General features: G+C 68.0%; 19 protein-coding genes. 11 read left to right on the top strand and 8 right to left on the bottom strand.

The window, feature by feature from the left end:
• Nucleotides 1-221: 221 nt before the first annotated feature.
• A complete protein-coding gene (locus ABZZ22_RS01595) occupies nucleotides 222-695 on the bottom strand; it encodes a very short patch repair endonuclease (protein WP_354926133.1) in 474 nt (157 codons plus the stop codon).
• A gap of 21 nt (nucleotides 696-716) precedes the next feature.
• Here ABZZ22_RS01595 and ABZZ22_RS01600 point away from each other — a divergent pair, with 21 nt between their 5' ends.
• Nucleotides 717-1,910 carry a DNA cytosine methyltransferase gene (locus ABZZ22_RS01600; protein ID WP_354926135.1) on the top strand — a complete coding sequence of 398 codons (1,194 nt, stop codon included), beginning with the start codon at nucleotides 717-719 and terminating at the stop codon, nucleotides 1,908-1,910.
• 97 nt (nucleotides 1,911-2,007) lie between these two features.
• Here ABZZ22_RS01600 and ABZZ22_RS01605 read toward each other — a convergent pair whose 3' ends face one another.
• A complete protein-coding gene (locus ABZZ22_RS01605) occupies nucleotides 2,008-4,038 on the bottom strand; it encodes a hypothetical protein (RefSeq protein WP_354926137.1) in 2,031 nt (676 codons plus the stop codon).
• Nucleotides 4,039-4,526: 488 nt separating this feature from the next.
• Entirely contained in the window at nucleotides 4,527-5,048 is a 522-nt protein-coding gene (locus ABZZ22_RS01610) for a hypothetical protein (RefSeq protein ID WP_354926139.1), read from the bottom strand.
• Nucleotides 5,049-5,160: 112 nt separating this feature from the next.
• On the opposite strand from ABZZ22_RS01610, the gene ABZZ22_RS01615 reads away from it, so the two are divergent.
• The 5 genes from ABZZ22_RS01615 to ABZZ22_RS01635 all read left to right on the top strand — a co-directional run bounded on the left by ABZZ22_RS01615 (nucleotide 5,161) and on the right by ABZZ22_RS01635 (nucleotide 11,171).
• A complete protein-coding gene (locus ABZZ22_RS01615; protein ID WP_354926141.1) occupies nucleotides 5,161-6,147 on the top strand; it encodes a histone-like nucleoid-structuring protein Lsr2 in 987 nt (328 codons plus the stop codon).
• A 169-nt stretch (nucleotides 6,148-6,316) separates the two neighbouring features.
• Nucleotides 6,317-7,570 (top strand): DUF4143 domain-containing protein, encoded by a 1,254-nt coding sequence (locus tag ABZZ22_RS01620; protein WP_354926143.1) that lies wholly within the window; start codon nucleotides 6,317-6,319, stop codon nucleotides 7,568-7,570.
• Between the two features lie 28 nt (nucleotides 7,571-7,598).
• Nucleotides 7,599-8,621 (top strand): LacI family DNA-binding transcriptional regulator, encoded by a 1,023-nt coding sequence (locus tag ABZZ22_RS01625; protein WP_354926145.1) that lies wholly within the window; start codon nucleotides 7,599-7,601, stop codon nucleotides 8,619-8,621.
• Between the two features lie 254 nt (nucleotides 8,622-8,875).
• Nucleotides 8,876-10,411, top strand: coding sequence for an alpha-N-arabinofuranosidase (locus ABZZ22_RS01630; RefSeq protein ID WP_354926147.1), 1,536 nt, complete (start codon nucleotides 8,876-8,878; stop codon nucleotides 10,409-10,411).
• Nucleotides 10,412-10,556: 145 nt separating this feature from the next.
• On the top strand, nucleotides 10,557-11,171 hold the full coding sequence (locus ABZZ22_RS01635; RefSeq protein WP_354926149.1) for a nucleoside/nucleotide kinase family protein: 615 nt from the start codon (nucleotides 10,557-10,559) through the stop codon (nucleotides 11,169-11,171).
• A gap of 4 nt (nucleotides 11,172-11,175) precedes the next feature.
• Here ABZZ22_RS01635 and ABZZ22_RS01640 read toward each other — a convergent pair whose 3' ends face one another.
• The gene (locus ABZZ22_RS01640; RefSeq protein WP_354926150.1) at nucleotides 11,176-11,961 is read right to left on the bottom strand and encodes a hypothetical protein; all 786 of its coding nucleotides are present in this window, start codon (nucleotides 11,959-11,961) and stop codon (nucleotides 11,176-11,178) included.
• A complete protein-coding gene (locus ABZZ22_RS01645) occupies nucleotides 11,955-12,704 on the bottom strand; it encodes a helix-turn-helix transcriptional regulator (protein ID WP_354926152.1) in 750 nt (249 codons plus the stop codon). The genes ABZZ22_RS01640 and ABZZ22_RS01645 overlap by 7 nt, the downstream gene beginning before the upstream one ends.
• Nucleotides 12,705-12,779: 75 nt before the next feature.
• On the opposite strand from ABZZ22_RS01645, the gene ABZZ22_RS01650 reads away from it, so the two are divergent.
• Nucleotides 12,780-13,319 (top strand): TOPRIM nucleotidyl transferase/hydrolase domain-containing protein, encoded by a 540-nt coding sequence (locus ABZZ22_RS01650; protein WP_354926154.1) that lies wholly within the window; start codon nucleotides 12,780-12,782, stop codon nucleotides 13,317-13,319.
• A gap of 10 nt (nucleotides 13,320-13,329) precedes the next feature.
• Here the strand turns inward: ABZZ22_RS01650 and ABZZ22_RS01655 are convergent, their stop codons facing one another.
• Together ABZZ22_RS01655 and ABZZ22_RS01660 are read right to left on the bottom strand one after the other, a co-directional pair.
• On the bottom strand, nucleotides 13,330-15,147 hold the full coding sequence (locus ABZZ22_RS01655) for a hypothetical protein (RefSeq protein WP_354926156.1): 1,818 nt from the start codon (nucleotides 15,145-15,147) through the stop codon (nucleotides 13,330-13,332).
• Between the two features lie 98 nt (nucleotides 15,148-15,245).
• Nucleotides 15,246-19,238, bottom strand: coding sequence for a carboxypeptidase regulatory-like domain-containing protein (locus ABZZ22_RS01660; protein ID WP_354926158.1), 3,993 nt, complete (start codon nucleotides 19,236-19,238; stop codon nucleotides 15,246-15,248).
• Here ABZZ22_RS01660 and ABZZ22_RS01665 point away from each other — a divergent pair.
• Complete coding sequence (locus ABZZ22_RS01665) at nucleotides 19,237-19,473, top strand: hypothetical protein (RefSeq protein WP_354926160.1); 237 nt, start codon at nucleotides 19,237-19,239, stop codon at nucleotides 19,471-19,473. The two genes, ABZZ22_RS01660 and ABZZ22_RS01665, sit on opposite strands and share 2 nt — an antisense overlap.
• 146 nt (nucleotides 19,474-19,619) lie before the next feature.
• Nucleotides 19,620-20,795: a hypothetical protein gene (locus tag ABZZ22_RS01670; RefSeq protein WP_354926162.1), complete on the top strand. Its 1,176-nt coding sequence runs from the start codon at nucleotides 19,620-19,622 to the stop codon at nucleotides 20,793-20,795.
• A gap of 124 nt (nucleotides 20,796-20,919) precedes the next feature.
• On the opposite strand, the gene ABZZ22_RS01675 is transcribed toward ABZZ22_RS01670, so the two are convergent.
• Nucleotides 20,920-21,495: a mismatch-specific DNA-glycosylase gene (locus ABZZ22_RS01675; RefSeq protein ID WP_354926164.1), complete on the bottom strand. Its 576-nt coding sequence runs from the start codon at nucleotides 21,493-21,495 to the stop codon at nucleotides 20,920-20,922.
• Nucleotides 21,496-21,598: 103 nt separating this feature from the next.
• Between ABZZ22_RS01675 and ABZZ22_RS01680 the strand changes: the two genes are divergently transcribed.
• Both ABZZ22_RS01680 and ABZZ22_RS01685 read left to right on the top strand, forming a co-directional pair.
• A complete protein-coding gene (locus ABZZ22_RS01680; RefSeq protein ID WP_354926166.1) occupies nucleotides 21,599-22,141 on the top strand; it encodes a hypothetical protein in 543 nt (180 codons plus the stop codon).
• Between the two features lie 10 nt (nucleotides 22,142-22,151).
• The gene (locus ABZZ22_RS01685; RefSeq protein WP_354926168.1) at nucleotides 22,152-23,399 is read left to right on the top strand and encodes a site-specific DNA-methyltransferase; all 1,248 of its coding nucleotides are present in this window, start codon (nucleotides 22,152-22,154) and stop codon (nucleotides 23,397-23,399) included.
• Nucleotides 23,400-23,445: the final 46 nt, after the last annotated feature.

Genomic DNA, 23,445 nt, shown 5'->3' on the forward strand with positions numbered 1-23,445 from the left:
ACACTCGCCCGCTGTTGAAGTAAGACGGTCGGCCGTCGTCGACCGAGATCGATGCAACGGGCGCACGTCCGCTCTGAACACAACGGGCGTGATATTGGCGTGGACCGTCGGTGTACCTGCCGAGATGATGCCCGCTGGAAGCTGGCCCACGCTTGCATGTCTGCGCGCGTCATACCGCAAATTAGGGAGCCATCGGCGTAGGCCCCGCGATCGCACGGGCGTCAGTTGTCTCGACCCGCTGGCGCGACATCGGTCGTGGCCAGCCGGACGACGTGCGCGATCCGCTCGCCCGCGGAGATCATGTCTTCGTGCTCCCAGACCCGCACGACCACCCAACCGAGTGAGGCGAGGTGCACGTCGGTCTCGCGGTCCCTCTCGATGTTGCGGGCAAGCTTGGCCGCCCACCACTCGCCGTTATTGGAGGGCATTGTCCCGTGTACTGGGCAGCTGTGCCAGAAACACCCATCTACCATTACGGCGACCTTCGCTCGGGTGAAGAGTAGGTCGGCGCGACGCCGTGGCATCCCCGGGAGCGGAGCATCTACGCGATAGCGCAACCCGCGTTGGTGCAGGTCTCGGCGCAGAAGGAGCTCGGGCTCCGTGTCGCGAGTCCGCTGCCGCGACATCCGTTGAGCGGTAGTAGCATCGGTCACGATTTCGGTACGCGCCGGCGTGGATGTGGTTTCACCTTTCATGGCCGGCTAGTCTTTCGTATCGTGTCGACTCCCGTGCATACGTTCGAATCCGCGGCGATGCCGGACGCCCCCCAGGACAGCAGTGTGAGGATGACGACCTTGGACTTGTTCGCGGGCGCCGGCGGGCTGTCAGAGGGGCTGAACACGGCTCCAGGCGCACGGTTCGACCCCGTCCGGGCGGTCGAGATGGAATCGGCTGCTGCTGCCACGTACACACTCAATCACGGTGGCGGTTGCGACGACGGCAATGTCAAGGGTGGACCGGCCTACGTAGGCACGATCCAAGACTGGTTAGCCGAGGACAGCTCAGTTCCACAGGTCGATCTGGTCGTCGGAGGACCACCGTGCCAAGGTTTCTCCACGCTCAACCGTGCTGGTGTAGGCGCCGAACGAAATGAGCTGTGGAAGCTCTACGCCGAGACGGTCGAGCGAGCCACGCCCAAGTACTTCGTTTTGGAGAACGTCCCGGCGTTCCTGAAGTCGGCGCAGTGGGAGGTGTTCCAGGAGGCGCTCAACGGCGGCAGCCTCAAGGATTACGACATCGACGTTGACGTTCTCAATGCAGCCGACTACGGAGCGTTCCAGGCTCGCAAGCGAGTCATCGTCATCGGCCACCACAAGGACCTACCCTCCCCAGGTCTGCCGCGGAAGACTCACCAGGGAGCTCACCGCTCACTGGCCGAAGCGCTGCTGGGCGTACCCCGCGCCGTCGACCGCCTCGGGATCCCCGATGGCACAGTTGAGTACTGGGGCAACGAGATACCGGGCATCTTCTCAACCCGAGAGCTCCACTTCGGACGCAATTACACACAGCTGTCCTTGGACCGGTTCAAGGCAATCTCCCATAACGGTGGCAGTCGCTCCGACCTGCCGGACGAGCTTAAGGCACCCTGTTGGCTCAAGCACAGCAAGGGGGCTGGCGACGTTATGGGAAGGCTGACTTGGGAGAAGCCGTCGGTCACGATTCGTACGGAGTTCTTCAAGCCAGAGAAGGGCAGATATATCCACCCCGATCAGGATCGCGTCATCACTCACTACGAGGCCGCGCTAATTCAGGGTTTCCCCGATGACTACCGGTGGGTCGGCACACGTGAAGAGATCGCCCGCCAGATCGGCAACGCCGTGCCGATTCCGCTCGGGGCCGCCATCGGCCGCACCCTCGTTGAGGCATTCGATGGAACGGCCAGTGCAGGCACTCCCATCTTTGCGTCGTGACGCCGCTGTAGCGGCGAGGTCCATGGTCTGGTCTGGGCGGAGTGCTGGTTCAGATTCCACGCAGCGGTCGAGACTGAATGTCGGTTGGACGTTGGGCTCAGAGAGTTGTCCAGCGTTGGCCCTGTAATGGGGCGGCGCGCCGCGATGGTAGTTGCGCGTATCCACGATCCGGGTCGTCCCGTCGCTCGGCAACAAGTGGCATCCTGGCGGCTGGTCCCCATGCTCTCCAGGCAACTCGTAGATCGATCGTCGGCCGCAATTTGTCCACGTCCGAGGCGGCCGTGCCTGCTGCTAGATCCCCAGCGACACTTCGAAGCGACCGGAGTATCTTCATCGCCATGGCGATCGATTGAGTCGGTGGCACGTTCGGTTGACATGCTGAGAGCGCTTCAGTGGCGACATCCAGGCGCGTCCTTACGTGCCAAAGTTCCTCGTCACCCCACCGCGCAGGCAGTTCGTCTATTGAGCTGAGCGCATCGTCAAGTGCGATCCAGGACACTGAACGAGCGGCCTCATCGGCGGGTTCATGGCGTAGCCGACTGTCCAGATTCGCGGGTAGGAAGGCCGACAACGGCATTGCCTCGAACGCTTCACGAGCTCTGACCCATACCGGAAAGGTCTCGTCCAATGCTGCTGCGGAGACAGCGATTGGGGGCTCCCCTTCGGCGCCGCTGACAACGATCCGGAAGGTTTCAATTGTCGGAAGCAACCTGCGAGCGTGCATGAGCGCCTGTAGCGCCGGATTGATGTCTTCGACTTGAAGCCGTGCAACCTGGACCTCGGCATCTTTGGTGTTGTGCTTGAAGGTCACGAGTTGTAGGCCGTTCGTTCCGAAGATTGCCTCAGCACGCGTCGGTGCGGGCATGCGCCCTGGCTCGTCGACGGACGGGGACAAGGCGCAGGACTGTGCCGACCGCGCATGCCAGTGTGTGAGCGCTGCCTCGCATCCGAGTGCAAATGAGAGGGCGTTCGCCGTGGCAATGTCGACCCTCCTCAGTTCAACGGAGGTGCTGTCAACGACGTACACCCCGCGGTGTCCGTCCCACTCAAGGGACTCGTGCGCATGGCTGTTCCGGACATCTGGAAGAAGGTTCGGACCGACGGCCTCGGCAAGCCACGCGTCCGGAGCCAGGGCCTCCGGAAGAACACCGACAGTCGGCGGGGTGCTCCATGTCCCGGTTCTCAGGCACCGCATGGCCCAGGCGTATTCCCGTACGGGCCCCTCGACGAGGCGTCGATAGCAGTCAGCCAAAGCATGAGCGGCGGTCTCGGCGTCGTCGCTGGACTGGTACTCCCCGATAAGCGCGTGAATTCTTCTGCGCCCCTGACGTAGTGCCGAGTATCTCCGAGCGAGGTGTGTCAGGACATCGTCAAGTACAGGCCTCTCGCTATCGAACAGCTCATGAGGATGTCCTTGACCAGACTCCGCGGGCCGGGCAGGCGATGCGAATGCGGCTTCCAGCCTCTTGCGCATCTCCCACAATGTCTGCCTCGCGAGTACTGCGTCGGGCGAAGACTGGATCCATCCGCACACAGAGACCATAACCAAGACATCATCAACCGGTTCCAGGTAGAGAGAGTCCATGTGAGCGAGGAGATAAGGCAGTAGTCGTTGGTTCGCGTACTTGTAGTTCTCGAACACTCGTGCGGCACTGAAGTCTCCTTCGGTGTTCAGGGGCACGGACGCCATACCGAAGCTGGCCGCGAGTACCTCGCTTTGGGTCGAGAGAGCGGTAGTTGGGGCCCCGGGCGCGAGCGCTCCCAGCGAGATCTCCGATGAACGTGGCAATCGACCGTCCTCGATCGCATCTAGCACCTCGTCGATGGCTTTGTCGCATGCTCCCAGGATCCAGTCCCAAGGTCCTGACCCCGCGCTTGGCGACGCCAGGGATTCGGCCTGTGTTACATCGGGAGCCCGCTGGGGAATGAATCGCGCGTCGAATGGTGCGAGTGCGATCAGCATGGCGAGCACCTTGTGCCGCCTCGTGTTGAGGACATCGAGGGAGCGGCTTAGATCGGACCAAGTGTCACTCGTGTAGTTCTTGGGATCGACGGCCTCGTCAAGATCATTCAGTAGAGTCCGAAGTGCGTCGAGGCGCGACTCCCAAGCATGTCTGATGAGGGGCATTGTTCGAGGATCGCCGAGATCATCCACGGACAGCATCGGGCGTGATCGCAGCGTGGCGGTGAGCTTCTTGCGCGCTTCTAGGGGGAGAGATCTGCGCCGGTCAGTCACGTCAGGCCATCACGTCTGCGAGTCGGACGGAGAATCGGACAAGAAGTCGAACATCGTCACCTCGGGCCGAGGACCTCGGATCCCGGGGCCTTCTGGCGATACATTCCGTGATTCAGCATGCGAACCTCTGTGGCGTCGGCTTCCCATGCATTAGCGACGACCTCCGCGAGCGCGACGTCACGGCGCTTGTGCATCTGCGTGTTGAGATGTTCCAGAGTTCTGCCGACAACGGTGTTCGTGAAGGCCCGGTCTCGTAGCCCGGTTGGAGAGACATGACCGAGAACGTATCGCGAGCCGCGGCCGGGGCGCTGGCGTTCTTTGGGGCATCGACCAAATGGGTGACTTTCCGGATCGGGGTGTCAGGGTGCGAAAGCGATCTTCTACGCCACGCCGTGCCTGCCGGTGGCGAGGGCTGCGAGGTACCTGGCCCAGTCCATCTCGCGCATCGCATGCTGTGACTTGGGCGAGAGGGCAAACCTTCGGAGCTCGGGGCCGGAGAGCACGCTGTCGAGATCGACCCAGCCCTGGGCGAAGTGTGCGGTGTAGTGGGTGACGTCGACGGTCTCGGTGATGGGCCTGTCGAAGTCGCTCAGGCACTTCTGACAGCGCCAGTCGGGTGACTTGGTCTTACGATAGACGATGTTGGGCCGCTGGCAGACGGCGCAGAGGCGGCGTTCGACGGTGCCGTCGGCGTTTTCGATCTTCTCGATGACTGAGTGGCCGATGAGCAACCGTTTGTCCCAGATGACGACGCGGTCGCCGACGCTGATCTCGGCGTGATTGGGGACGCGGCTGTTCCAGGAGTAGAAGCGGGAGATTTCATCGGCGTAGCCGTGGTTGCCGCCGTACATGCGGTCGTGGGGAGCGGCTGCCATGAGCAGCCAGGCGCGGGGCTCGGTCACGGAGCTGGAGCTTACGTTCCCGTCATCGAGCTCGTGTGCGAATCGGTTGAACCAGGATTCAGAACCCAAGCGCGACGACCCACAGGTTCGTACCCACAACGAGGATCACGCGATGCGCAAGACTGGGCGGGTGCTGGATGACTTCGTGATCGCCCGCAACCCCGAGGACGAGTCGACGCTGCCGTACCTCCTTCGCATCCCACTGGGCGAGGGGATCATCCTCAAAGCGAAGGAGATGTGGCCGCGTACGTCGAAGGTCTACTGCCACCGGGTCGAGGAGTGGCCGGAGGAGGCAGAGGTTGTCGAGCGCACCAAGGTGCGCAGCTGCAGCAGGCGCGGGGCGGCGATCGATCTGGTTCTCGAGCGGGGTCGTGAGAACCGGTCGCAGTTCGTCGTCACCAACGCACGCGGGCGGCAGATGATCTTCTGGCAGACGGCGCGCACGACCCGCCAGGCGAAGCCGGCGGTGAGCGTGCCGGGGGCGAGGGCGAGCGGCGTACCCGATCTCGAGATCGTCATCGACTCCCACGAGCGTTACCCGTTCACCTTCGCCGACCGGCAGGCGACCACGCGGCGCCAGGGGCTGCCGGCGGGGGATTACGGGGTCATCGAGGACGGCAACCTGCTGGCGAGCGTGGAGCGGAAGTCGCTGGCCGACCTCGTCTCATCGCTGACCTCTGGCAAGCTCAAGTATCAGCTCGCCGATCTGGCCGCGCTGCCACGCGCGGCTGTGGTGGTCGAGGAGCGCTACTCGCAGGTCTTCAAGCTCGAGCGCGTCCGGCCCGCGGTCGTCGCGGACGGGATCGCGGAGTGCCAGGTGCGGTGGCCGGCCGTCCCGATCGTCTTCTGCGACACCCGCAAGCTCGCCCAGGAGTGGACCTACCGCTTCCTCGCCGCCGCGAGCGTCGCGCTCGCCGAAGAGACCGTGGGAGAAGAAGCCGTACGCAGCCTGGCGGCCGCGCCGGCGCTGCCGCCCGCGCAGCCGGCCCCTGCCGAGGTTCGGGCTTGGGCCGTGGCTCGGGGGATCGAGGTCTCCGCCAAGGGGCGCGTGCCGGCGAAGATCGTGGACGCCTTCCGTGCTGCCCATGGCCACCGTTGATTCTTGAGGAATCGCCGAAGCGCAGATCCTCACAAGTGTCAGCGTTCGTGCAGCATGTGGGTGCTCGGCTCAAATGTACAGTAAAGACTGGCTGAGATGTACAGTAGATGTTAGCTCAAATGTATAGTAGTAACGACCTCGGAGGGCGCCGATGACGTATCGCCGAAGGGTGCTGGACGCCCTGCTTGACGAAGTGTTTCCCTACCTTCCAGCGGTGGCGCTGGAGGGCGCGAAGGGGGTGGGTAAGACCGCGACCGCGACTCAGCGTGCCGCGACGGTCATTTCCCTTGCGGTTCGCGGGCAGCGCGAGGTGCTTGCTGCGGACATGGACAGGATCGCGGTAGCGGAACCGCCGGTGCTCATCGACGAGTGGCAGCTCGAGCCCGACGTGTGGGACCGGGTGAAGATCGCCGTCGACGAGGATCGACAGGGCGGGCGGTTCATCCTGGCGGGGTCCGCTGGTCTACCTCCCGGGGCGCGCATCCATTCTGGCGCCGGTCGCATCGTCAGTTTTCACATGCGCCCGTTGGCGTTGAGCGAGCGTGCGGTGGCTGAGCCTGTCGTGTCGCTCGAGGCGCTTCTTCGCGGCGAAGCGGGCGATGTCGACGGTGTATCGCCGCTGACTCTTTCTGACTACGTCGACGAGATTCTTCGCTCGGGCTTCCCCGGGTTTCGGGACACGCCGCCGCGCGCGCGGAACTTGGAGCTGGACAGCTATCTGCAGCGGATCGTCGATAGGGAGCTGCCGGATGCCGGAGTGACGATCCGGCGGCCGAACACGATGACGGCGTGGCTCCGGGCGTACGCCGCGGCAACCTCCACCGACGCTGCGTACTCCGTCATTCTGGACGCGGCGACGGCCGGGGAAAGCGACAAGCCGTCGCGGGTGACGGTAGGTGCCTACCGCGATCACCTTCAACGGATCTTCGTCCTGGATCCGATCCCGGCATGGATTCCGACGTTCAATCCCATCAAGAAGCTCACCAAGACCCCCAAACATCATCTGGTCGATCCGGCGCTCGCGGCGCGGTTGGTGGGGGTCGGGCGTGAGGGGTTGCTGCAGGGCGACGGCGATCGAGTCTCGCGCGGCACGGGTACGTGGCTCGGTGCGCTGTTCGAGTCGCTCGCTGCCCAAAGTGTCCGCGTCTACGCGCAGGCCGCTGGGGCGACGACAAATCACCTGCGTCTGGCGAACAACGAGCGCGAGATCGACCTCATCGTCGAAGGCGAGGATCGGCGGGTTGTCGCGATGGAGGTCAAGCTCGCTCCGACCGTCTCCGACCACGACGTACGTCATCTGCACTGGCTTCGGCGAGAGCTCGGTGAGCGGGTCGCTGATCTTGTGGTGCTGACCACCGGAAATCAGGCGTACCGGCGGCGTGACGGCGTCGCAGTGGTGCCGCTCGCGCTGCTGGGTCCGTGAATGGGTAATCCGTGATTACGCTGACCCCATGACCAGGGGGCCGCGCCGGGCGACGGTGAAGGACGTCGCGGCGCTCGCGGGGGTGTCGCCGAAGACGGTGTCGAACGTGATGACCGGGACGGTGTTCGTACGTCCCGACACCCGCGAGAAGGTGCTGGCGGCGGTGGAGGAGCTGCGGTTCGTACCGAACCTGAGCGCCCGGAGCCTGCGTAACGGGCGGACCGGGGTGATCGCGCTGGCGCTGCCGGATCTGGCGACGGCGTTCTCGGCGGACATGGTGCACCGGGTGGTGCAGGTGGCGCACGAGCGGGGGATGGCGGTGCTGATCGAGGAGACGGCGGCGGAGCCGCAGCGGGAGTATGACCTCGTCTCCCGGGCCCGCGAGCACCAGATCGACGGGCTGATCCTCAACCCGATCCGGCTCAAGGACAGCATCGTCGTCCACGACGACCAGCTGCCGCCGGTGGTGCTGATCGGGGAGGTCGAGCAGCACAAGGTCGACCGGGTGCTGATCGACAGCCGGCAGGCGGGGTACGACGTAGCGGCTCATCTCCTGCGCCGGGGAGCGCACAGGATCGCCGTGCTAGGTGGGAAGACGGGGGCGGTCGACGCCGTGGCCACCAGCGTGCAGCGGCTCGAGGGCTACCACCGGGCGCTCCGCGAGCACGCGATCCAACCTGACCCGGCGCTCGAGGTGGACGTCGCGGAGTGGTCGATGGTGGGTGGAGCCGCGGCGGCGGAGGAACTGCTGGCCCGCGGTGTCGAGTTCGACGCGGTCATGGCGTTCACCGACTCGATCGCGTTCGGCGCGGTGCACGTGCTCCAGGAGCATGGGCTCGAGGTGCCGGGCGACGTCCTGGTGAGCGGGTTCGACGATGTCGAGCACGCGCGCTTCATGAACCCGACGCTGACCACGGTCGCCCTGGACCGGCGCGCGTACGCCGAAGCGGCCGTCGATCTGCTGCTGACGCGGATCGGGGACCGCACCTCTCCGTCGCGCGCGGTGGCGATCCCGCACGAGCTGGTCGTGCGGGCGAGCACTACGCGGTAGCTAATGGGCGGTCCGGCGGCCGCGTGCGATCCACGCGCCGACGAGGATGCCCAGCAGGTAGCCGATACCCGCGCCGATGAGGAGCGTCGTGCTCATCGCCGGAGTTGCTTTCGGGACTTCATGCTTCCCATTGGCGCTCGTGATCGAGACCTGGCCGGTCGGCGTCAGGAGGGATCCACCGAATAGGGGAGGAAGAGACCCTTGCCGACCTCATTACAACGATGTAATAGTGCGCATGCAACGCTAGGAGATCTATGACCCGCGCACGTATCACCATCGACCGTGACTTCACCATCGCCGACGTCCCCCGACGGCTCTTCGGATCGTTCGTCGAGCACATGGGCAGATGCGTCTACACCGGCATCTACGAACCCGGCCACCCGACAGCCGACGGCCGTGGCTACCGCAAGGATGTGCTCGAGCTCGTCCGGGAAATGGGCCCGACGGTCGTACGCTATCCCGGCGGCAACTTCGTCTCCGGCTATCGCTGGGAGGACGGGATCGGCCCGGTGGGGGACCGGCCCCGCCGCATCGACGGCGCCTGGCACACGATCGAGACCAACGAGTTCGGGCTCCACGAGTTCATGGGCTGGGCCCGTGAGGCCGACGTCGAGGTGATGGAGGCGATCAACCTCGGTACGCGTGGGGTCGAGGAGGCGCGAGCACTGGTCGAGTATGCGAACCATCCCGGTGGGACGTACTGGTCGGATCTTCGCCGGAAGAACGGGGCCGAGGACCCCTTCGACATCAAGCTGTGGTGCCTGGGCAACGAGCTCGACGGGCCGTGGCAGATCGGCCACAAGACCGCGCACGAGTACGGCCGGCTGGCCCAGGAGACGGCCAAGGCGATGAAGCTCGTCGACGACTCGATCGAGCTGGTCGCGGTCGGCTCCTCGAACCGCTACATGGAGACCTTCGGGTCCTGGGAGCACACCGTGCTGACCCACGCGTACGACGAGATCGACTACATCTCGATGCACGAGTACTACCAGGAGCGCTCCGGCGACGCCGCCTCCTTCCTCGCCGAGGCCGTCGGGATGGACGCGTTCATCGACGGCGTCGTGGCGACCATCGACGCCGTCAAGGCGGCCGGCAAGCACGCCAAGCAGGTCGACATCTCCTTCGACGAGTGGAACGTCTGGTACATGGAGGGCCTCGACTCCGAGGACCAGCCGGATCAGGTGAAGAAGGAGTGGCGTGAGCACCCGCGGCTGATCGAGGACGAGTACTCGGTCACCGACGCCGTGGTCGTCGGCTCCCTGCTCAACAGCCTGCTGCGCCACGGCGACCGCGTACGGATCGCCAACCAGGCGCAGCTGGTCAACGTGATCGCGCCGATCCGCTCGGAGGAGGGCGGGCCCGCCTGGCGGCAGACCATCTTCTGGCCGTTCGCCCGGATGGCTTCGTTGGCTCGCGGGCAGATCCTCCGGCTGGCGGTCTCCGCCGACCAGATCGCCACCGAGAAGTTCGGTGACGTCGACGTCATCGACGCCGCCGCGACCTGGTCCGAGGCCGACGGTCGGGTCGCGCTCTTCGTCGCCAACCGGGGTCTCGACGAGGCCTCGGAGGTCACCGTCGAACTGCGTGGCCTCGGGGTGACAGCCGTGCGGAGCGCCGAGGTGCTCACCATCCCCGAGGGCGGCGACCGGCACACCTCGAACATCGAGTCGGCTCCCGACGCTGTCGGGCTCGTCCCGCTTCGCGACGTCGGTGTCCAGGACGGCACCGTACGGCTCACCTTGCCCCCGTTGTCCTGGGCCGTCGTCGAGCTCGAGGTCGCCACGGCCTGACGTCTCGTACGCTGAGGCGTTGGTTCACGACTGGGTCGTCGCCTTCCAGGCGTGATTGGCGTCTGGCTGGCGCCGCGCTCCAGAGCGAGTCCGGTCCATCTGCGCCGCTGGAGCAGGTCGAAACGTACAGTGGAAAGAGGTCGAGATGTACAGCGGTGCGTGCCTCAACGAACTCGTGCAACGAGTGTTGGGGCAGGTGGAGGACCGGTTTGTCCTGGGGATCGTCGGCCCGCCGGGAGCCGGGAAGTCGACGCTGGCGGAGGGGCTGCGGGACGTACTCAACGAGGCTGGACTGGTTTCGGTGGTCGCGCCGATGGACGGGTTTCATCGGAGCAACGCGGAGTTGGACGCGATGGGCGCGCGGGGGAGGAAGGGGGAGCCGGACACCTTCGACGCCGAGGCGTATGTGGCCGCGCTGCGACAGGTGCGGGACAGGCAGGGGAGAGTCGAGTGGCCGACGTTCAGCCGGGTCACGGACGAGCCCGTGCCCGGCGGCGTCGTGATCGAGGACGAGCCGATCGTGATCACCGAGGGCAACTACCTGCTGCTGGACGAGGGACCGTGGCGGAACGTACGCGGGCTGCTGGACGAGGCGTGGTTCGTCGACGTCCCCGACGACATCCTCGTGCCCAGGTTGCTCGAGCGGTTCCTGGCCGGCGGGAGGTCGCGCGAGGAGGCGGAGGCGAAGATCGCCGACAGCGATCTGCGCAACGCCGCGCTGGTGCGGGCGACGCGGGATCGGGCAGATCTCGTGCTGTGAGCCGTCAGCCCTCGGAGGTGGCGCAGTCGACGAGGAGGGCCATCAGCTCGGTGGCGTCGTCGGTGGTGAAGAGCGTGTCGAGGGCGTGGTCGAGCTCGAGGCGACGAGCGTAGGGGACCGTGACTGCGTCGAAGCCGTTCGAGATCAGGATGCCGTTCATCATCAGAAGGGCGGTGCGCTTGTTGCCGCCGGCGTAGAACCGGGTCCGGGCGGCGGAGCAGAAGTAGATCAGTGCCTGGAGCCACGGGTCGTCGGTCTCGGCAAGGTGGTGCCGCAGCATCGCGAATCGGGTTCGGAGAAGCTCGCTGCCATTCCGACGCAGGGTGCCCTCGCCGCGGAACCTTCCGGCGTCGGGCTTCTCGTGGCGGGCGACGAGGCGGTTGAGCCGGTCGGACGTCGATTTGTCGACTCCGAAGGTGCCGTAGCCGACCAGGTCGCGGAGAGCACCGTACGCCTCGCGGAGCGCCAGCACCTGCAGCTCCTCCGCGCTCCGGTGGCCACCGACGGAGACCCCGTCGAGGAGGGAGCGCACCTCGGCCAGGGTGAAGCTGCTGCCCTCGAGCCTCGCGGCGTTCCAGATCAGCTCGGGCAGGCTCGCGCGGAACCGACGCCAGGCCTGGTCGGTGTCGCTCTGAGGGATCCGGGCGGTCTCGACCTCGGTCCACCAGATGCCGGTCTCGCGCAGCTGGGCCTCGCGGTCAGGGACCTCCCGGTAGGTGTCGCTCGAGGCCGACTTGCGGGCGGCGTACGTCTCGGGGTCCGGGGCCCAGCGGGGCCGCTTGGTCACCATGTCCGGATCTCCTCGCGGGCGCGGGCCGCGGCGTCGCCGCCGACCGAGATGGCGTCGATGGCGATCTGGATCGGAGCCGCGTAGGTGACGCGGTCACGTTCGAACGCACCGAGGAACAGGTCGGGTTCGGCGGCGGCGATGACCACGGTGGCTCGGTGCGGGGCCGACGCCGGCCGAAGGCTTCCGCCTGCGAGAAGGGGACGGACCGCGCTCGGGTCCTCGCACCACAGCACCGAGATCCGGGGGACGGCCTCGTCGAAGGACGGGAGCTCCAGGCCGGCCGCACCGGAGAGGGCCCATCGCTGGCCCGAGGAGTCGGCGGCCGAGGCGAGCCGGCCGATGGTCGCCTCCCCGCTGAGTCGGACGGCACCCGGACGGTGGAGAACGCCGGAGGCACCCGCCGCCTCCTCGACGAGCTGGACCGGGTCGCCGTCGGTCCAGCCGTCGAGCCGGTCGGCCCACAGGTCGATGTCGGCAGCCACCTCGGCCGGATAGTGCTCGTCGAGGATCGCTCGCGCCGCCGCGGCGGCCGCTGGGGCGGCCAGCGGCGCGGCGCTCATCGTCAGCTCGAGGCCGGCTGCGGCGGTGATGTTCTGGAGCGTCGCGACCGACGGGCTCACCTGCCCGTTGAGGATCCGATGGACCGTGGACGCGGACACGCCGGCGCGCGAAGCCACCTGGCGCGCGTTGAGCCCGGAGTGCTCGATGCACTCGGCGATCAGCTGACCGACGTCCTGTTCCATATATGCAACCCTAGGATGATCTGTTGCATTTATGGAACAGGCGCGGCGGCGTACCTTTCTTCTAGGGTGTCCGCCATGACACGACCGATCACGCTGCTTGTCGAGGGAGACTCGGACAAGGCTCTGGTGGAGGCGCTGGCGCCGCGCTACGGGGTGCACCTGGAAGAGCTCGGGATCGAGCTCGTCTCGATGGGCGGCGCGGGGAACGCCGGGCGGTTCATCCGGGAGACGACGGCGGCTGGGCACCGGGTCGGCGGACTCTACGACGAGGCGGAGGAGCACTTCGTCACCAACGCCCTGGGGCGGCAGATCGGGGAAGACCTCTCCGGGCAGGGCTTCTTCGCGTGCCGACGCGACCTCGAGGACGAGATGATCCGGGCGATCGGCGCAGCGCGGATCGTCGAGATCCTCGAGGCCAACGGTGAGGGCGGCAAGTTCCGTACGCTGCAGAACCAGCCCGAGCACCGCGGCGCGGAGGTCGCCGACCAGCTGCACCGCTTCTTCGGCACCGCGTCGGGACGCAAGATCCGTTACGGCACGATCCTCGGCGAGGCCGTCGAGCTCGAGTCGATCCCGGACCCGCTGGTCGGCCTGCTGACCTGGTGCTGGGGCTGACGCTCGGCCGCTAGGGCTCCATGTCGTCGTGGACGACGACCCGGGAGAGCTCGATGGTGCCGTCGGGGCACTTCCAGAAGTGCAGGCGGCGAGCGCTGGGGGTGTGGACCTGCATCGAGACGCGGTAACAGATCGCGCCATCGTCGCGGGACTGCGGCGCGGAGTTGCCCCCGACAGAGGTACGCAGCTGGTGCAGCTCGCGGCCCGTCGACTGCTCCGCGAGGCCGGTGAGCACCTCCATGACCACGTCGGCGATCTTGTCGACGGCGATGCCTTCGAGCGTGTCGACGCTGTCGAGGAACCTCTCGCCGATCGCGAAGCCGGGCAGCGGGCGGGTGGGCTGCTCGCCGACCGGGATCCGGCGGGCCCAGGCGGCCTCGACCAGATGACGGAAGCCGCGCTCACGGTCGGCGAAGACGGGCGGGGTGACCTCGGGCGGGGCGCTCCGCTGCTTGGCACGGCGCAGCTGGGAGCGCATCCGGGCCAGCTCCGCGTCTCGGGTCTCGACCTGACGTGCGGCGCGCGCCAGGTCCTTGGCGAACTGCACACGCTCGTTGCGTAGCCCGGAGACCTGGTCGCGGAGCTCGGTCAGCTCGGCCTCGAGGCGGGCCTTCTCGGCCTTGATCGCGGTGACCTGCAGCGACATCGACTGCACTGCGGCCTTCTTCGCCGGAGCGGGCTCCTGCGTCGGCGCCGGGTCGGTCGTGGGTGAGGGCCGGACAGCGCGGACCGGCTCTCCTCTGCGCCGCGGCATCATCGCGGGGCTCGGGGCCGCAGGCTTGGGAGGGGACGCCGGAGCGGTCTCAGGAACCGTCTCGACAGGCTCGGCCTCCGGGGCCGTCGCCGGGGGTGCGGGCTCGTTCTCGACGTGCTCGACGGGTGCAGGCGGCGGAGCGTCCGGGTCGAGCCAGGGCGGGCCGCCCGCGTACAAGGCCAGCGCCTCGCGGGCCGTGTCGTGCTCGCCGACGCCGCGCAGCGAGAGCCGCCACTTGGGTCCGGTCGCGACGACCCGGGCGAGCACGATCTCACCCGGGGTGAGGAGCGCTTGGAGGTCGTCGTCGGGGTCGCCGGTCACGTCGGAGCGGAAGACCTCGACGGTGACGTCGGGGTGCAGACGCAGGTCCGCGGAGCCGGCCTGGACCGAGCGGACCTCGGCGGGGACGACCTCCCCGGCGGCGTACGTCTTCAAGGCCTCTTCGGCGGTGGGACGGATCTCCCGGATGTCGAGCCAGCGCGACTTCTTCTCCAGGACGCCGTCGACGTGCATCCCGGGCGCGAGGACGCGCTCGATCGGCACTCCGGCCTGGGCGAGCTGGGGTGGGATCGAGGCGAGATCGCCGGAGCCGAGGTCGACCAGCGCGCGCTCGCTCATGATCGAGAGGATCGTGCCGGCGCGGCGCTCGCGGGTCGAGGCGGTGCGGGCACTGTCGAAGAGGCCGGCCGCCGCGGCCATGTCGAGAGCGTCGTCGATGAGCTGCCCGGTGAGCTTGCGGCCCTCGGACTTGCTCCACGCGAACCGCAGCGGCGCCTGCTTCAGGTCGATGTTCCAGCCGAGGCCGACCGGGTAGACCCGTCCGGCGCCGCCGTAGACCTGCGTGCCCGGCGTCATCTTGTTCGAGAAGGCCCAGGTGTGGCCGCCGGTCGTCACCAGGTAGAGGTCGGCCAGGTCGCCGATCTCGGCGGCGATCCTCTCCACGTCGGCGTAGGGGTCGTTGTGTCCGGACGCGACCGTCACCACCACGGTCGGCTTCGTGCGGGCGTCGCCGTTGAGCAACGCCGCGAGGGCCTCGGCCTCGGACGTGTTCGTCACGCGCTTGATCGCAGACATGCCCCTCCTTTCACCAAACCTACAGCGAATGGAAAGCAGATCTACGGCAACGACCCGGCCCCTCGGGGAAGAGAGACCGGGGCGTCGTCACCTGTGGATCAGGGCAGCGGCGTCAGGCTGAAGGTCGCCCGGACCGTCTGTCCCTTGCGCAGTTTGACGTCCTTGGTCTCGGGGACGTGCCCCTCGGCTGCGACGATCAGCTGCAGCGGGCTGACCGCCGAGTCGATCCAGTAGACATAGCTACCGTCCGCCTCGGTGACCAGCGTCTTGGTGTAACCCTTCCCGCCGTTGACCTGCACGATCGCGCCCCGGAGCGGATTGCCGCCGTCGGCGGTCACGGTGCCGACCAGCTTGCCCCAGCTCTTCGGCGCCGCGACGTCCATCGTGACCGCGAGCGGCGCGACGTCGTAGGGAGTGTCGGTGGAGGCACCGATCTCCGCGGCGTACGAACCGGGCTGGTCGACGTCGGCCGACACGGTCGCCTTGACCGAGGCGGACTCACCGGCGGCCAGCGTCAGCGACGTCCGGTCGAAGGTGATCCAGTCGGCGGCGGCGCCGCCTTCCGAGCCCGTCACGTTCATGACGATGTGCATGTCGGGGAACCCGACCTCGGAGGTGTCGACCGGCTCGGCGATGCCGCACGCCTCGGCGGCGAGGTAGGACGGAGCGGTCTGACCCGCACCGTTGGACCCCATGAAGAAGCGGCCGCCGGCGTGGGCGACCACCTCGACCACCAGCGTCGAGCCGGCAGGGGCAGAGCCCTCGACCGGCACCGAGACCAGCTGGCCGTCACCGGCCGGGACCGTCGCGTCGGCAGAGCCGATGAGGGTCATGTTGGCGTACGTCAGCGCGCCCTCCAGCGTGTAGAGGTTGACCGTCACGGGCTGGTTGCCCGAGTTGGTCTCGACCCCGAAGGAGATGCTGGAGACGTCCAGGCCGTTCAGTCCGAAGTCCGAGAGCGTGAACGTACGCAGGTACTGGTTGAGGTCGGTCGTGACCTGGTCCCAGCACGCGGCCGAGTTGACGGGCGCGATCTCCTGCGAGGCGCTGTGGGTGATCGAGACCTCGCCGGCCGGGATCGGGGCGGCCTGCGGGGTCATGGTCTTGCCGGCCTTCGCGTCCGACTGCTTCAGCGAGTTCGAGCCCTTGCCGAGGGTGCCCTTCGGCGTGGTCGACCTCATGACGGTCGCCTTGCCCTCCGGCGCCTTCAGCGCGCCGGTCGAGGCCGGCTCGAAGGAGCCGCCACCGGCAGTCAGATCGACCGTCGCGGGCGCGGTGCCCTCGTTGGTGACCGTGATGGTCTCGTCCTGCTCCTCGCCCATCCGCAGCGACTTCGACAGGTCGCCGTCGGAGCCGACGGTGATCTTCCCGGCCGCGAGCGCGGCGTCGAAGTTCACGTCAGCGTCCTCGGTCACCGTCACGCTGCCGGTCTCGGTGGCGTACTTCGCCTTGGTGACCTCGACCGACCAGTCGCCGGTGAGAACGGTCTTGGCGAAGGTGCCGTCCTCGCCGCTGGTGACGGTCTTCACGCCGCTGTCACCGGTCAGGGTGAGCGTGGCGCCGGCCAGCGGGTCGCCGGTGTTGCGGTCGGTCACGGTGCCGGTCACGACGCCCATCGGAGCGGTGTCGTAGCGCACCGACAGGCCCGAGGAGACCACAACGGTGTTGTAGGAGTACTGCGAGGCGACGGTGCCGTCGGCGTTCTCGATGCCGATGGTCGCCGAGCTGCCCTTGGCTCGGGCGTCGTCGGCCACGTCGTCGTAGCCGAGGATGACCTCGCCGTTGGCGAGCAGGGTGACGGAGACGTCGCTGGTCACGGCGTCCATGTTGCGCGGGTGGACGTCGCGCCACTCGACGACGAACCCGTCCACGTCTCCGACCGTCGTGGTGCCGGTGTAGACAGCCGCGCCGGCGTCGATCTCCAGGTCGTCCCAGAGCGCGTAGATCGCCGCGTTCGGCGCCGCGGGCCTCGGGAGGGCGGTGTTGGAGAAGGACGAGTTGGCGCCCAGGAAGTTCACGACGCCGTTGGTGGAGACCCAGGCCCGGTCGTAGCTCTCGCCGTAGAAGGAGAAGTCGAACGGCAGCGTCACTGCTACGGAGGCGTCGTCGCCGGTCAGGGCGAGCTGGGTGTCGCCGGCTGCGGCACCGTCGGACCCGACCGAGCAGAAGTAGCCGTAGTCGTCGAAGACGCGGGTCAGCGCGGCGTCGACCGTCTTGTCACCGTCGACGGTGACCTCCTTGCTGAACGGCGTCGTGCACGAGCCGCCCGCGATGGAGATCGTGTAGGTGCCCTCCGGGACAGAGGCGAACGTGTACGTCCCCTCCGCCGTCGTCCGGACCGGGTCGATCGGCGCGTCGATGCCGACCGTGATCCCCGCGAAGGGGTCACCGTTGTCGGCTGCGGTCACCGTGCCGGAGACCGCGTGGGTGGGCGCGGGCGCCAGCGAGATGGCGACCGTCTCGGTCTCGTCCAGGGCCACGTCCACGCTCTGCGGTGCGGAGCCGAGGAAGCCGAAGGCGGAGGCCGAGACGGCGTACGTCCCCACGGTGACCCGAGTGGTGAAGGAGCCGTTCGCGTCGGTGGTGAGGGTGCGGTCGCGCTCGCCGTCGACGAGCACCTCGGCGTCGGCAATGGGGGCGCCGGCGCCATCGGTCACGGTGCCGGTCACGGTGCCCATGTCACCGGTCGGTGCGGCCTCGACCAGGGCGAGCAGGTCGAGCTTGCCCTCGCCGAAGACGTTGTTGTTCGCCGCGGTGCCGCCGCAGGTGGTGTCGTCGGCATCGACGGCGTTCTCGTTGAGCAGCGTCTTGGTCGCCTCGATGTCGCCGATCAGTGACGGTGCGACACTCCAGAGGGCGGCGACGGCGCCGGCCACGTGGGGCGCGGCCATCGAGGTGCCGTTGTAGCTGGCGTACCCGCCGCCGGGGATGGAGGAGCGGACGTTCGCTCCCGGAGCGGCGATGTTGGGCTTGACCAGGGCGTCCTCGCCGGCACCGCGCGATGAGAAGCCCGCGATGGCTCCGGTCGAGGTGAGGGCGCCGACCGAGTAGCTGGCCGTGTTGGCGCCCGGGGACGAGGTCGTGTCGCAGCCGGGGCCGGAGTTGCCGGCGGACCAGGTGCCGAAGATTCCGGCGGCCTCCCAGGACGCGGTGGTGTCTGCGTACCAGTCGTCGATCGTGCCCGCGGCGGTGTAGCCCCACGAGTTGTTCACGACGTGCGGCCGCTTGCCCGGGTCAGGGGCGGAGCCGTCCGTACGAGTCGGGGCGGCGATCCACTGACCGGCCTCGAGCAGGTCGGCGTCCGAGCAGGTGTGGCAGCCGTTGGCCTCGATCCACTTGGCGTCGGGGGCGACACCGATCTGGTTGCCGGCGCCGTCGTCGCCCATCATGGTGCCCATCGTGTGGGTGCCGTGGCCGTCGGTGTCGCACGGGTTGCCGGAGGCGCCGCACGAGCCGGCGGTGTCGAAGGCGTTGTAGTCGTTGTCCAGGGTGCCGTCGGCGCGGAGGCCGCGGTAGCCGTGGGCCAGGGCCGGGTGCCCCACGTCCACGCCGCTGTCGATGCTGGAGACCACGATGCCCTCGCCGGTGGCTCCGAGCTCCCACGCTTCGGGGGCGTTGATGAAGTCGAGGCCCCACTCGACGCTCGCCGGGCTGGACTCGTCGGCCGCCTTCACCCGCTTGACCGGCTCGATCAGGTCGTAGTTGTGGGTCGCGCCGATCTGCTCGACGGCGGTGCTGGTGGCGAGGTCGAGCGCGAGGTCCTCGGTGCCGTCCTCGACCAGGACGCGGTTGGAGAGCCAGTAGCTCTCGTAGTCGGCGCCCGATGCCTCGAGCTGGTCGATGACGCCGGCCTGGGATGCCTTCGCCGTCGACCTGAGCTGGTCGTAGACGAACTGGCCGCGGTCGTCCCAGTCCTTGATGTCCTTGGCAGAGGCCAGGTCGGCCTTCGCCTCCATCTTGACCCAGAAGTCGACCTTTTCCTTCGAGTCGAACTTCTTGGTGATCGCTGAGGTGAGCTTGTCCTGCGCATCCGCTGCCTTGACTGTGGTGGCGGCGGTCTGCGTGAAGGCGCCTGCTGGGGTGGCCAGCATGGCGACTGTGGCGAATCCTGCTGCTACTGCGATGACCGTGCGGTCGATGCGTAACTTTCTCAAGGCTGTTCTCCTTGCAGGTGTCCGCCGCGCCCCCGAGCGCCCGAGCGGACGGATGGACAATGCAAAGGAAGACGATCCGCCTGAAATGTTTCAGCGTCTTTGCTTTCGCGGCAAAACCTCGGCGGCATCACGCCAATGTCGTAAATACGACAAGGCTGATAGCAAAGAGTGATGGGGGTATATGACACCGTCGGGTCATTGCCCCCGGGGGTAGCGGTGTGTTTGCCCGAACTGCGGCCTGCCGGGAACTGTCGGCGGTCCGGTGTACGATCGCCGCGCCTGCGAGAGCTTCGTTTCGAACAACCCTTTGCCAGCCATATGCCCCACTCATCCATGCCGGCCGTCGCCGAGATCCTGCGCCTGCGGGCTCCGTTGAGCCTGCAGGTCCTGCGCGCCGCGTTGAAGGGCAAGCGGGTGCTGCTGACCGAGGAGGAGCTGCTCACCATCCTGGGCTCGGGCGGCTTCGTCGAGGGGCCTCCGGGGCAGTGGAGCCTGGCTCCCACCCCGTCCCCGGCTGCCGCCTCGGCCCCGGCTCCTGCGCCGGCTCGGTTCAACCTTGCTTCGCTGGCCTCGCGTGCGGGGGTGGGGAGCGACGTACTCCTGAAGGTGCTCGAGACGCTGGTGACCGACCATCCCGAGGTCAACTGGGGCGCGCTGCGGGACCGGCTGGAGTCGGGGGCCGATGTCGCGGTCTCCGAGCGCACGCTCGGGCTGCTGGAGGAGGGCGTACGCCGCTTCGAGGTCGCCCGGCTGCGCGCCGAGAAGCAGCGGGCCGAGGAGCGAGCCCGGGAGGCCGAGCGGCGCCGCGAGCTCCAGCAGATCGCCGAGAGCGAGGTCGCGATGCTGCGTGCCGAGCTCGACGACGAGAGGCGGCGGGCGCACGACGCGGCCCTCGAGCGCGACCGGCTGCGGCAGGAGGCCGAGAAGCTGGTGGCGTTGAAGGAGCAGGAGACCGCCGCCTGGGTGGCCACGGCCGCCGGTGGCTGGTTGCTCGACCTGGGCGCGCCCGAGACCTTCGGCGAGGAGAAGCTCCGCCAGGCGCTCGGCCAGCTCGAGTCGGCGCTGGTGGTGCTCAACGTCCCGGTCGCCGGCCGTGAGATCGAGGCCGTCGTGGTGCATCCCGGCGGGATCGCCGTGGTGGAGCAGTACGACATCCCGTCGACCGCCGGAGTGGTCTCGGTGCCGGCGGCGGGGGCCGCGGAGATCGACGGTCGCGCCCTGGAGGTCAGCGACCCGCGCGGGGAGGTGCTCGGCGCCGTACGTGTCCTGCAGAAGGCCGTGTCGCTCGACCTCGTCTACCTGCCCGTCGTCGCCTTCCAGGGGCCTGCCGACGCCGAGGGTGAGGATGTGCTCGTGTGCCTCACCGCCGAGGTCGACCTCGCCGTCGACGACCTGCTCCACTCCCAGACGTCGCGGGTCTCGGCCGACGACGCGATCGCGCTGCTGGCGAAGCTCGGCGTCCCCGACCTCCCGGAAGCCCCCTCAGGCTTCTGACCTCCGCCGAGACGTCAGGCAGGTCGGCCGAGACGTCACTGCGGTCGTTCGAGACGGCACGCAGATGCCCTCTCGGTCGACGGGAGTGACGTCTCGGCCTGCGGGGGCGACTTCTCGGCAGGCTTCAGAGCAGGCCGGCGGCGCGGGCCACCTCGGCGTAGGCGGCGGCCAGGGTCGGGACGGTCTCGTGGGCGTTGAGGCCCGACGGGTTCGGTACGACCCAGAGGTCGGACACGGCGAGCGGCTCCGGTTGGTGGCCCTGCTTGGCCTTGGGGCGGTTGAACGCGGTGCGGTAGGCGGTGATCCCGGCGATCGCGACGACATCAGGCTTTCTTCGTGCGACCAGGGAGAACAGCTCAGCGCCACCATCCTTGAGCTCGGCATTGGTGAGCTCGGAGGCCTTGGCGGTAGCGCGGCGGACGATGTTGGTGAAGCCGATGCCTCGCGCCCGGAAGTAGTCACGGTCCTCGGCCGTCATGCCCGTAGAGGCGTCGACGGGACGGGCGGTGATCCCGGCGCGGAAGATCGCCGGGTAGAACCGGTTGAGCGGGTGCGCGAAGTGGGTCTGCGTCGCCGCGGTCCACAGGCCGGGGTTGATGCCGACGAAGAGGAGGCGCAGGGGCTGGTCGTCTGCGGGGAGAAGATCGGGGACCGAGGCGCCGTAGTAGGTCTGGAGCTCGGCCTGGGTGAAGCGGGCCACGCCGTGATCATCCCATCCGCATCTTCCTTTCCGCGCAGGTGCCCAGATGCCGGGGCCGGGCCGTCGGGTGCAACAGCTTGGTGCCGTGGGGAGTATTTGAGATATGCACCCCAAGCGTCTCCTCCCACTCGCACTCGCGGCGACGGCGCTCCTGGCCGCGGCCTGCGGCACTCCCGAGGAAGCGACGGACCCAGGGTCGTCGCCCTCGGCCTCCGCGCCGGCGTCCTCTCCGCCGCCCAAGCCGAAGCCACAGCCGGAGCCGTCCCGGCCGCCGAGCTCGGAGAAACCCGTCCGCGGCATCGTCTCCGCCGGCGGCGCGGCCGAGGGCAGCCTGGAGACGACCGCGACGCCGCTTCCCGACAAGGCCGCGATCGAGGCGTACGCCGCCACCCTCGGGACCTCGCTCCAGACTCCGTTCACCACGAAGGCGACCACGCTGCTCGCGCACGTCCCGGCCGGCCAGCGGCTCTATGCCCAGACCGTCTACGACGGCTGTGAGTCCCCGGACCCGGCGACGATCACGGCCCGTACGACCGGGAGCGACGTGGTCCTCGACGTCGCCGCACCCAAGGGCACCAACATCCAGTGCCTGGTCGCCGAGCGGTCGGTCGCCTTGCTATCCACTCAAGAGGCGCCGGTCGGCTAACGTTCCTCGCGTGAGGGAGCCGTGGAACACGTTCGTCGAGGGCGACAACCTCGATGTGCTCCGGGCGCTCGCGAAGGCGGGGGAGAAGTTCGACCTGATCTACATCGACCCGCCCTACAACACCGGCAGCCTCTTCGCTTACCAGGACGACCGGCGCGGTGAGGACGGCCGCCGGGCCGGCCGCCACGAGGCCTGGGTTGCGATGATGAGGCCACGGCTGGAAGCGGCGAGCGCCGTCATGTCGGACCGCGCGGCCATCTACGTCTCCATCGACGACAACGAGGCCGCTCATCTCAAGGTCCTGATGGACGAGGTCTTCGACGAGCGCAACCGGCTCGCGCAGATCGTGGTCAACCTCAACCCCAAGGGCCGCCAGCTCGGCAACGGGTTCGCGACCTCCCACGAGTATCTGCTGGTCTACGCCAAGGACGCCCGATCCTGTGCGCTGGAGTCGAGCATCCCCGAGGCCGTCAACGAGCGGGACTTCCCGCTGGTCACCGACGACGGCCGCCACTACCGGCGGCTGCCGCTGCGCAACACCAACAAGAAGTTCAACCCGGCGACCGCCAAGACGCTCCACTTCCCGGTGTGGGGCGATCCCGAGTCCGGTCGCGTCGCCGTCGAGCCGTTCGCCGGTGCTCAGGAGATCTGGCCGGTCTTCGGTGACGGTCGCCCGGCCGTCTGGCGGTGGAGCGCCCCGCTGATCGCGGCCCGTCCCGACGACCTGATGTGCCGTCGCGTACGCGGGAAGCTGGGGGAGCGGGTCGACGTCTATCAGCGCGACTGGCTCTCCCGCGATGCCTCCGGCGACGCAAGGCGCAAGAAGCTCACCACGATCTGGCTGGCCGAGGAGATCGGCTCGACCGACTCCGCCGTCGCGGAGCTGAAGTCGCTGGTGGGGCCGTTGTTCGAGTCGCCGAAGCCGACCGGTCTGATCAGGCGGATCCTGGCCACGATGCCGCTCGACGCGAGGGTCCTCGACTTCTTCGCGGGCTCCGGGACCACCGGCCACGCGGTCGCGCTGGCCAACGCGGAGGACGGGGCGCGGCGTACGTGCTGGTCTGTCCAGATCGCCGAGGCGACCCGGCCCGGCTCGAACGCGGCCAAGGCGGAGATGGCCTACGTCTCCGACATCACCCGCGCGCGACTGCGAGCAGTGGTCGCGGCGCATGGGAACGGCGGCGCGCAGGGGTTGGTCGAACGTGGCCTGGGTGAACTTCTCGAGACATCTGGTAACGCCGTTACACGGGGTGCGTAAAACGCGGCATCGTCAGGGGGCGACCGAACACCTCACCTCGGGAGCC

It is taken from the genome of Nocardioides sp. NPDC006273 (genome assembly GCF_040613495.1).
Taxonomy (GTDB): Bacteria; Actinomycetota; Actinomycetes; order Propionibacteriales; family Nocardioidaceae; genus Nocardioides.

Coding starts and splice junctions, on each gene's coding strand:
- ABZZ22_RS01665 (WP_354926160.1), top strand. CDS start 19,237: ATGGCGACTGTGGCGAATCCTGCTGCTACTGCGATGACCGTGCGGTCG.
- ABZZ22_RS01645 (WP_354926152.1), bottom strand. CDS start 12,704: ATGGAACAGGACGTCGGTCAGCTGATCGCCGAGTGCATCGAGCACTCC.
- ABZZ22_RS01660 (WP_354926158.1), bottom strand. CDS start 19,238: ATGCTGGCCACCCCAGCAGGCGCCTTCACGCAGACCGCCGCCACCACA.
- ABZZ22_RS01625 (WP_354926145.1), top strand. CDS start 7,599: ATGACCAGGGGGCCGCGCCGGGCGACGGTGAAGGACGTCGCGGCGCTC.
- ABZZ22_RS01650 (WP_354926154.1), top strand. CDS start 12,780: ATGACACGACCGATCACGCTGCTTGTCGAGGGAGACTCGGACAAGGCT.
- ABZZ22_RS01595 (WP_354926133.1), bottom strand. CDS start 695: ATGAAAGGTGAAACCACATCCACGCCGGCGCGTACCGAAATCGTGACC.
- ABZZ22_RS01605 (WP_354926137.1), bottom strand. CDS start 4,038: ATGCCCCTCATCAGACATGCTTGGGAGTCGCGCCTCGACGCACTTCGG.
- ABZZ22_RS01655 (WP_354926156.1), bottom strand. CDS start 15,147: ATGTCTGCGATCAAGCGCGTGACGAACACGTCCGAGGCCGAGGCCCTC.
- ABZZ22_RS01680 (WP_354926166.1), top strand. CDS start 21,599: ATGCACCCCAAGCGTCTCCTCCCACTCGCACTCGCGGCGACGGCGCTC.
- ABZZ22_RS01630 (WP_354926147.1), top strand. CDS start 8,876: ATGACCCGCGCACGTATCACCATCGACCGTGACTTCACCATCGCCGAC.
- ABZZ22_RS01635 (WP_354926149.1), top strand. CDS start 10,557: ATGTACAGCGGTGCGTGCCTCAACGAACTCGTGCAACGAGTGTTGGGG.
- ABZZ22_RS01640 (WP_354926150.1), bottom strand. CDS start 11,961: ATGGTGACCAAGCGGCCCCGCTGGGCCCCGGACCCCGAGACGTACGCC.
- ABZZ22_RS01670 (WP_354926162.1), top strand. CDS start 19,620: ATGCCCCACTCATCCATGCCGGCCGTCGCCGAGATCCTGCGCCTGCGG.
- ABZZ22_RS01615 (WP_354926141.1), top strand. CDS start 5,161: ATGCGCAAGACTGGGCGGGTGCTGGATGACTTCGTGATCGCCCGCAAC.